5 protein-coding genes are annotated in these 9,699 nt (G+C 67.5%); 4 read left to right on the top strand and 1 reads right to left on the bottom strand.

Annotated features, from left to right (window positions below; all coding sequences use genetic code 11):
- Nucleotides 1–149: 149 nt before the first annotated feature.
- Both GO707_RS10600 and GO707_RS10595 read left to right on the top strand, forming a co-directional pair.
- Nucleotides 150–941: a class B sortase gene (locus tag GO707_RS10600; protein WP_009305538.1), complete on the top strand. Its 792-nt coding sequence runs from the start codon at nucleotides 150–152 to the stop codon at nucleotides 939–941.
- A gap of 93 nt (nucleotides 942–1,034) precedes the next feature.
- Complete coding sequence (locus tag GO707_RS10595) at nucleotides 1,035–3,326, top strand: SpaA isopeptide-forming pilin-related protein (RefSeq protein WP_009305537.1); 2,292 nt, start codon at nucleotides 1,035–1,037, stop codon at nucleotides 3,324–3,326.
- Nucleotides 3,327–3,377: 51 nt separating this feature from the next.
- On the opposite strand, the gene GO707_RS12070 is transcribed toward GO707_RS10595, so the two are convergent.
- On the bottom strand, nucleotides 3,378–3,515 hold the full coding sequence (locus tag GO707_RS12070; RefSeq protein WP_009608915.1) for a hypothetical protein: 138 nt from the start codon (nucleotides 3,513–3,515) through the stop codon (nucleotides 3,378–3,380).
- 910 nt (nucleotides 3,516–4,425) lie between these two features.
- Here GO707_RS12070 and GO707_RS12905 point away from each other — a divergent pair.
- Nucleotides 4,426–4,791 carry a TnpV protein gene (locus GO707_RS12905; protein ID WP_139912926.1) on the top strand — a complete coding sequence of 122 codons (366 nt, stop codon included), beginning with the start codon at nucleotides 4,426–4,428 and terminating at the stop codon, nucleotides 4,789–4,791.
- On the top strand, nucleotides 4,719–9,659 hold the full coding sequence (locus GO707_RS10590; protein WP_227791250.1) for an N-6 DNA methylase: 4,941 nt from the start codon (nucleotides 4,719–4,721) through the stop codon (nucleotides 9,657–9,659). The genes GO707_RS12905 and GO707_RS10590 overlap by 73 nt, the downstream gene beginning before the upstream one ends.
- The last annotated feature ends 40 nt before the right edge of the window (nucleotides 9,660–9,699 follow it).

Here is a 9,699-nt window from a genome sequence, read left to right as displayed (position 1 = left end):
CCTCCCCACACCCCACCCCCTTCCGGGGATTACCAGCCGAAGAAGGGGATGGCAACCAACCTTGCCGGAAATAAAACCTCATACCGGAGAGAAACGAAAACCGAAGGCGGCTCTGCGGGGCCGCCTTCGGTTTTGGAAGGGGGCAGCCAATGAGCGAAGCCGACCACAAGCGACCGAGGCGGAGGGCGGCGGGCTGGCTTCTCGCCGGGATCCTGCTGCTCGCCCTCTGCGGGGCGATGGCCGCCTTCCAGGCATCGACCGCCGGAAGCGCCGCGTCGGTGGTGCCCAACCCCAGGGGGCAGCCGTTCGGAAGCCTGTCAGCGGCAGCGGTTTCCGCAATGGCTTCGAACGAATCGCCCACCGCGGCAGATGCCGAAGGGGTCGATTGGGATTACTGGCGGGTTGTGAACCCCGCGATCGTCGCGTGGGTGAGCGTCGATGGCACCGCCATCGACTACGCCGTCGTGCAGGCGCCGGGCGGCGACCCCGATTACTACCTGAGCCACGACATCTACCGCTCGTGGAACCCCTACGGATGCCCCTACGTGGACGCGGCGTGCGACGGCGTGGGCGGCATGAGCGCGGTGGTGTTCGGTCACAACATGGGCGGCGGATTCGTGGCGATGTTCGCTGACTTCGCGCGCTACTCGGACGAGGCGTTCGCGCGCTCGCATCCGACCATCGAGCTGCAAACTCCCAACGGGGCCATGGAGCTTTCCGTGTCGGCGGTGGACGTGATCGACGGCAGCGAAAACGCCAAGCGGACGGACTTCTCATCCGCCGACGAGATGCGCGCCTGGTACGCGCAACGCTTCGAGGAGTGCGACGTGCGCATATCGAACGACGAAAACGCTTCGCAGCTGTTCACGTTCGTGACCTGCTCGTACACGACCTACGCGAACGAGAGGACGCTCGTGTACGCGCAGCCCGCGGAAAGCTGACGGCCTCAAAGCGAGAGAAGGGAGCACGGAATGTAAGGGCGATCCGAACGTCCGGCACGCAAACGCAGAAAACGACAACGCAAGGAGAAGAACATGAAAGCACAGGCAACCAACGGCCGCGCTGCGGGCAAGATAATCCGCTGCATGCTCGCGGCCCTCCTCGTCGCGGCGGCGGTGTTCGCGGGGCTTCCTTCGCGCAGCCAAGCGGCATACGCGGCAGACGGCTCGCTCAGCGACGCCACTTGGGAGGAAGTGAAAGGCGGCATAGAAGACCTGATGGGCACGCCCTACGTCTGGGGAGGCAAAGGCACCTCGGGCTGGGATTGCTCGGGGTTCGTCGGCTGGGTCATCGCCAACGTCTACGGGCTGAGCTGGCCCGGCGGAAGCCCCGGCAACTGCGGAACGGACGCCATCGCGGCGTTCTGCGCCGCGCACGAGACGTTCCGCGGCTCGTCGGCGGATGACTACAACGCCGCGTTCGCGGCGGGAACCGTGAAGCCGGGCGACGTCATCGTGTTCTCCAACGCGTCGGGTGCCACCGTGCACTGCGCCATCGCGGGCGAAGGCGCAACGGTCTATCACGCATGGAGCGAACACTTCGGCACCTGCAACGTGCGATTCGACTACATGTGGGGCATCGACGGCGGGCACGGCAAGACCTACGCCAGCTTCGCCGTGTACAGGGGGCTGTCCGAGGGCGGCTTCGTCACGCTCGACAAGACGAGCGCCGATGCGTCGGTGACGGCCGGCAACGGCGAGTACACGCTCGCCGGCGCGGTCTACGGCGTCTACCAGGGCGGAAGCCTCGTGGCGCAGTTCACCACCGACGAGAGCGGCCACGGGCAGACCTCCGAGAAGCTGCCCAACGGCGACTACGTCGTGCGCGAGATCAGCGCGCCAGCGGGCTACGCGCTTTCCCAGGAGGAGTTCCACGTGACGGTCGCCGGCGGCAACGTTCACGTGAACGCGCAAGACGCCCCCGTCACGGTGAATCTCACGCTCATCAAGAAAGACGCCGAAACCTTGCTGCCCGAGCCACAGGGAGCCGCATCTCTCGACGGCGCGGAGTACGAGGCCACCTACCTCCACGGCGGCGAATACGTGACCGCGAAGGGCGTCGTGGAGAACTCGAAGCTGGCTTTCGAGGGCATCCCCCTCGGCACCGTGACCATCAAGGAGACGAAAGCGCCCGCCGGCTACCTGCCCGACCCCGAGGCCCACGAGATAACCGTCACAGCGGACATGGCGGGCAGCGAATCGCCCGTTTTCGAACACGAGGTGGCCGACGAGCTCACTGAGCAGGTCATCCGAGGCGACTTGAAACTCGTGAAGGTCGGCGAGGGCGACCAAGGCCGCATGGCCGGCGTGCCGTTCCTCGTCACCAGCGCCACCACTGGAGAAAGCCACACCATCGTCACCGACGCCAACGGCTGCGCATCCACCGCCGCGTCGTGGAACCCCCACACCGCCGACACCAACGGCGGCACGGCGGAGTCCGGCGTGTGGTTCGGCGGCGGGGAGCCCGACGACGCCTTGGGCGCGCTGCCGTATGACGCCTACATCGTGGAAGAGCAGCCCTGCGAGGCGAACGCCGACCGGGAACTCATCCCCGCGTTCGAGGTGAGCGTGTACCGAGACGGCGCGACCATCGACCTCGGGACGCTGGTGAACTCGGACAAGCCGCACGTCTCCATCTCCAAAGCCGACATCGTGACGGGCGAGGAGCTTCCGGGCGCCACGCTCCAAGTGACCGACGCCGAAGGCAACGTGGTGGACGAATGGGTGTCCGGGGAAGAGCCGCACGAGATCGTGCTCGACGAGGGCTCCTACACCCTGCGCGAGGAGATCGCCCCCGAGGGCTACCTGGTCGCAAACAGCGTGGATTTCGAGGTGGTGTCCGGCCAGGTTTCCCAGAAGGTGACCATGGAGGACGACTTCACCAAGGTCGATGCCGAGAAGGTGGACGCGGAAACGGGCGCGCCGCTTTCCGGGGCGGCCATGCAGGTGCTCGACGCCGAGGGCGCCGTGGTGGAGGAGTGGGTTTCCGCCGAAGAGCCCCACCGCATAGAGAAGCTCGCGCCGGGAACGTACACCTTGCACGAGGAAAGCGCGCCCGAGGGCTATGAGCTGGCGGAGGACGTTGAATTCGAGGTCGAGGCCACGGGCGACGTTCAGACAGTGACCATGGAGGACGAGGCGACCCCTGCGCCCGCAGTCGAAGGGGGCGAGCCCTTCGACAAGACCGGCGTGAACCTCGCGCCCTTGGCCGCCGTCTCGGCCGCCATCGCGGCGGCCGGCTTCGGATGCCTTGCCGTCGCTATGAAGCGGTGCCGCGAGAAGGACGCCGAAGAACTCGGCGAGCGCGAAATCCCCGAGATCCGATGAGAACGCGCGCGGCGGGCGGGCGGCCCGCGAGGGCCATTCGCCACCTGCCGGCTAGCGGTAGATGGAATACCCGGAGGTCGCGCTGTCGAGAGCCGAGAAAACGCCGAAAACGACGAGGCAAACGTAGGCGGCAGCCGCCAGAGCGAAAACGGCGGCCACCAGCCTGAGCAGGGCGAGCAGCTTCCTCATGAAAAACTCCCGTCTATTGGAGGATTTGGCCGATTCTAACCAAGGGGCCCGCGGGAAATCACGCCTGCGAGCGAACCTACGAAGCTTCCGAGGAGGTGACGCGTGGCGAGCACGTACCGGACCATTGAAGAACTCTACCGAACGACCCTCGTCGCTTTGAGCGAAAGCCCCGAGGCGTGGAAGGCGCTCCTCGAATCGGCGGGCCGCAACTACAAGCTGCCCTTCCCGGAGCAGGCGCTCGTCCACGCGCAGCGCCCGGACGCCACGGCGGTGTTGGAATTGGAGCGCTGGGATGCCCTGTTCGGCCGGCGGGTGAAGCGCGGATCAGTCGGAATCGCCGTGTTCGGAGCCCCGGGAACGGGGCGGTTGCGCTACTACTTCGACGTGTCGGACACGGCGCCCGGGCGCGCCGCCCGCCCGCTGCCGCTTTGGGCTGGCGGCCCGGAGCAGGAGGCGGCCATCGTCGGCGCCCTCCATGAATCCTTCGGGGCTGATGCCAGGAAAGGCACCATCGAGGCCATCGCCGAGGCGGCGAGCGCCGCCGTACGCGAAAACGCGGAATCGGCCGTCGCGGCCATCGGGGAAGCGCGCGGCGGAAGCGGCCTGGAACGCCTCGAAGCCCCCGAGGCCGGGGATCTGCTTCTGGAGCTCGCGGCGGCATCTGCCGCCTACGAGGCGGCGTCGCGCTGCGGCATCGAAGGCGGCGCGCTCATCACGCCGCGCGCGGCGGACGCCCTGCCGATGTTCGGCACGGTCCGGGCGATGAACGCGCTCGGCTGCCGCACGGCAAGCGCCGCCGCAGCCGTCCTGCGCGCGATAGCCCCCGCGATGCGGGAAAGAGCCCCGGAAGCATCCCATCGCACGTTTGCGCCCTTGGCCGCCGCCGTCCATAATCCGGCAAAAGAGCCCGATGAAAGGAGAGGCGATGGAGATGGCGTACAGGGAGGGCGGTGGTCTTCTGCTGCCGACCCTGGCAACGGAAGAGGAAGCGGCGGCGAACCTGGGGCCGTTCGCGCTGATGAGGGACGAATACCTGAGATCGAGCAAGCCCGAGCTGCGGGCGGACCTGCTGGCGCAGGGGGCGCTGGCGAGGCACCTGGCCGAGACGGAAGCCCTCGCGGAGGCGATGGCGGACGACCTGGCGGCCCGCGTGGCGAAGAGCAGGGGGTTGGACGAAGCGGCGAAGGTGGCGGATCCGGCAGCGTGGGCGGCGAAGATGGCCGAGGCGGCGGCAGCGGCCCGCGAAGCGGCGGCGATGAAGGTCGTGTACGCCTAGAAAAGCAGCGCGGCCAAGAGAAAACCAAGACAAGCCGAAGGGAGGCGGGCGACAAGCCCGCCTCCCGCCGTTCCGAGGCAAAGCCGCCCGAACAGGGCCAGCTGGCTTTCTCGTTCGACGATGGGGCAAATGAGCATCCCGAACAGCTCGCCACCCCGCTCGGGCGGCTGCGCGGCAACATCGCGGCCATCGAGGCGCTCGCGGCCATCGAGGGAGAAGGCCGTCCGCCCGACGCCGCAGAGCGCGAGGCGCTCGCACGCTACGTGGGCTGGGGCGGCCTCGCCGACGCGTTTGACGAGGAATCGGGCAAATGGGCGCACGAGAAGGCCCGGCTGAGGCGGCTGCTCTCCGACGGGGAGTACGCGGCGGCCCGCGCGTCCACGCTCACGGCGTTCTACACCCCGAAGGAGATCGCGCGCCCCATATGGGAGGCCATCCGGGGCATGGGGCTTGCGGGCGGAAACATCCTGGAGCCGTCGTGCGGCACGGGCGCGTTCTTCGCCGCCATGCCGGAGGCGCTTTCGGACTGCCGCCTCGTCGGCGTGGAGCTCGACGGCCTGACCGCGCGCATCGCCCGCGCCCTCCATCCGTCCGCGGAGATCATCCACGGCGGCTTCGAGCACGCAGACCTCGACGACGAATCGTTCGACGTCGCGGTGGGAAACGTGCCCTTCGGTAGCTACCAGGTCGACGATCCCCGCCATCGGGACGAGGGGCTGCTCGTGCACGATTGGTTCTTCGCGAGGGCGCTCGACTTGGTGAGGCCGGGAGGCATCGTGGCTTTCGTCACGTCCAAAGGCACGCTCGACAAGAAGAATCCCGCCGCCCGCAGAAGGATCGCCGAGCGCGCCGAGCTCGTGGGAGCGGTCCGCCTGCCCAACACGGCCTTCTCGCCGCATGCCGAAGTCACGGCGGACGTGGTCATCCTCCAGAAGCGCGAGCGCGCCGAGGTCTGCGAGCCCGAATGGGCGCACACCGAGCGCGTCGAGGCGGGCATCGACGTGAACTCCTACTTCGCATCCCACCCCGACATGGTGCTCGGCGAGCTCGCCGCGACGACGAACGCCTACGGGCGGGCGGACTCCGAATGCAGGCCGAAGCCCGGCACCGACTTGGAAGAAGCGCTGCGCGAAGCCCTCGGCAAGATGACCGCCCGCATCCCCGAATGGGATGCGCCCGAAAGCGAGCCCGGCGACGCCATCCCCGCAGACCCGGACGTGCGCGACTGGTCCTACGCCGAATCTGGCGGCGCCCTCTACTTCCGCATGGGTCCCCTCATGCACCGGCAGAATCCCTCGAAGGCGGCCGCTGAGCGAATCGGGGGAATGATCCCCCTACGGGATTGCGCCCGACGGCTCATAACGCTCGAAAAGGACGGCGCGCCCGATGCGGAGGTGGAGGCCGAGCGCGCAAGGCTCAACGCGCTCTACGACGCCTACGCGGCGAAGCACGGCATCCTGAACTCGCGCGCGAACGCCGCCGCGCTCAAGCAGGACTCGTCCTACCCGCTGCTGTGCGCATTGGAGATCCTCGACGGCGAGGGGAACTTCGAGCGCAAGGCGGACATGTTCTCCAAGCGCACGATACGGCCCAACGCGCCCGTGACGCACGCCGACGACCCCCAGGCGGCGCTGGCTGCCTCGCTGTCTGAACGCGGACGGGTCGATCTGCCCTACATGGCGAGGTTGACCGGAATGGGGGAAAACGAACTGGCCGAAGCGCTGAAAGGCGCCATATTCCGCGTTCCCACGGCGACCGGAGAGCAGCCCGTCTGGCAGCCCGCCGACGAATACCTCTCCGGCAACGTGCGGGCGAAGCTGCGCATCGCCGAGCTGACGGCCGCGTCCGACCCCTCGTACATTCCCAATATCGAGGCGCTGCGCTGCGCCCAGCCGCCCGATTTGGGGGCGGCCGAGATAAGCGTGCGCCTCGGAGCGACGTGGATCCCCGCCGACGACGTGCGCGAGTTCGTGCTCCACCTGCTCGACCCGCCCTACTGGGTCCGCGAACAGGTGGCCGTGAGGTATTCCGCCGCCACGGCGCAGTGGCGCATCGAGGGCAAGGGCCGCGACGGCTCGAACGTGCGCGCGCTGTCGACCTACGGCACGCGCCGCATGAGCGCCTACCACATCATCGAGGAGACGCTCAACCTCAAGGACGCGCGCGTGGTCGATTACGTCGAGGACGAAAACGGCAAGAAGAAACCCGTCCTCAACAAGAAGGAGACGGCGGTGGCGCTCGCCAAGCAGGAGGCCATCAAGGCGGCCTTCAAGGAGTGGGTGTTCTCAGACCAGGCGCGCAGGGAGAGGCTGGTCGCCGCCTACAACGAGCGGTTCAACGCCATCCGCCCACGCGAGTTCGACGGCTCGCACCTGGCGTTTCCCGGCATGAACCCCGAGATAGAGCTGAGGCCGCACCAGAGAAACGCCGTCGCCCGCATCCTCTACGGGAAAAACGCGCTTCTCGCCCACGAGGTGGGAGCGGGCAAGACATTCACCATGGCGGCGGCCGCCATGGAATTGCGGCGCATAGGGCTTTGCTCCAAGCCCCTGTTCGTCGTGCCGAACCACCTCACGGGGCAGTGGGCGTCGGAATGGCTGAGGCTCTACCCCGCCGCCAATTTGCTGGTGGCCACCAAGCGCGACTTCGAGCGGCGCAACCGCAGGCGCTTCTGCGCCCGCATCGCCTCGGGGGACTGGGACGGCGTGATCATGGGGCACACCCAGTTCGAGAAGATACCCGTATCGGTGGAGCGTCAGCGAGCGTTCATAGAGAGCCAGATCGCCGAGCTCTCCGACGGCATAGCCGAGATCAAGGCGCAGCACGGCGAACGGTTCAGCGTGAAGCAGATGGAGATCACGAAGAAGCGCCTGAACGTGAGACTCGCCAAGTTCGCTGACCAAACCGACAAGGACGACGTGCTCACGTTCGAGGAGCTCGGCGTCGACCGGATCTTCGTGGACGAGGCCCACTACTACAAGAACCTGTTCTTCCACACCAAGATGCGAAACGTCAGCGGCATCGCCCAGAGCGAGGCCATGAAGTCTTCCGACCTGTTCATGAAGTGCCGCATCCTCGACGAGCAGACCGGCGGACGCGGCACGGTGTTCGCCACGGGCACGCCGGTGTCCAACTCGATGGCGGAGCTCTACACCATGCAGCGCTACCTGCAATACGGCGAGCTGGAGCGCTTGGGGCTTTCCCACTTCGACTGCTGGGCGTCCACGTTCGGCGAGACGGTGACGGCATTGGAGCTGGCCCCCGAAGGCACGGGCTATCGGCAGAAAACGCGCTTCTCGCGCTTCTATAACCTACCCGAGCTCATGTCCATGTTCAAACAGGTCGCCGACGTGCAGACGGCGGACACGCTGGCGCTTCCCACGCCCAAGGTGCATCTGCGCAACGTGGCGGTGCAGCCCTCCCCCGTCCAGCGCGAGCTGGTGGCGGGGCTCGCCGAGCGCGCCGAGGCGGTGAGGGCGGGCAGTGTGCCCGCCGAGAAGGACAACATGCTCCTCATCACCAACGACGGCCGCAAGATAGCCCTCGACCAACGCCTCGCCGACCCCGCGCTGCCCGACTTCGAGGGCAGCAAGGTGAACGCTTGCTGCGAGAACGTGCTGCGCATATGGCGCGACGGCGCCGAGGAAAGGCTCACCCAGCTCGTGTTCTGCGACCTCTCCACCCCGAAGGGCGACGGGTCCTTCAACGTGTACGACGATCTGCGCCGCAAGCTCGAGGCGCGCGGCGTGCCCGAGGGCGAGGTGGCGTTCATCCACGACACCGACACCGAGGCGAAGAAGCTCGCCCTCTTCGGGAAGGTGAACGCCGGAGCCGTGCGCATCCTCATGGGGTCCACGCAGAAGATGGGCGCGGGCACCAACGTGCAGCGCAGGCTCGCCGCCATCCACGACCTCGACTGCCCGTGGCGCCCCGCCGACCTCCAGCAGCGCCTCGGGCGCATCGAGCGCCAGGGCAACATGAATGCCGAGGTGGAGGCGTACCGCTACGTCACCGAAGGCACCTTCGACGCGTACCTCTACCAGCTCGTAGAGGGAAAGCAGCGATTCATAGCGCAGGTCATGACTTCGAAGTCGCCCGTTCGCACAGCCGCCGACGTTGACGAGGCGGCGCTTTCCTACGCCGAGCTCAAAGCGCTCGCCACGGGAAACCCGCTCGTCAAGGAGCGCATGGGCCTCGATGTCGAGGTGTCCCGCCTGCGGATGCTGAAGGCCGACCACCTAGCGCAGAAGTACGCGCTGGAGGACAAGGCCGCCAAGGACTACCCGCAGCGCATGGCGTCGCTGTCGGCGCGCCTCGAATCGCTGGAGGCCGATGCCGCGAAGGCAAGGGCGAACCCGCCGCCGACGAAGGAGGCATTTTCGATGGAAGTGCGCGGCACCGCCTTCCGGGAGCGTGCGGCGGCAGGCGAGGCGGTGCTCGCGGCGCGCGGCGAGATGACCGAGACGGGGGCCATGCCGCTCGGGTCGTACCGGGGGTTCTCCCTGGAGTTGACGTTCGACCGCATGAGCGCGGCGTTCGAGATGCGCATCGTCGGCGAAGCCGAGCACAAATGCGAGCTGGGCGGTGATGCGGCAGGCGCCGTGACGAGGCTGGACAACGCCATCGCCAAGATGGGCGCGGAGGCTGACGAGTGCCGCGCGCGCCTCGAAGAAGCCCGCAGGCAGATGGAGGCTGCGCGCACCGAGGCCACCAAACCTTTTCCCCACGAAGGCGAGCTGAAAGAGAAGTCCGCCCGCCTCGCGGAGCTCGACGCCCTGCTCGACGTGGGAAAAAGCGGCCCCGAGCAGCTGTGCGACGACGGTCATGAGCCGGAACGTGCCGAAAAGAAAAAGGAGTTCGAACGGTGAGGGCGCACACCGCGCCGCGCGAGATGCGCCTCATCGCCGG

Origin of the sequence: Adlercreutzia rubneri, assembly GCF_009755265.1 — a bacterium.
Classification (GTDB): Bacteria; Actinomycetota; Coriobacteriia; order Coriobacteriales; family Eggerthellaceae; genus Adlercreutzia; species Adlercreutzia rubneri.
Note: the sequence above shows the minus strand (reverse complement) of the source record. Positions and strands in the feature narration are given on the sequence as shown.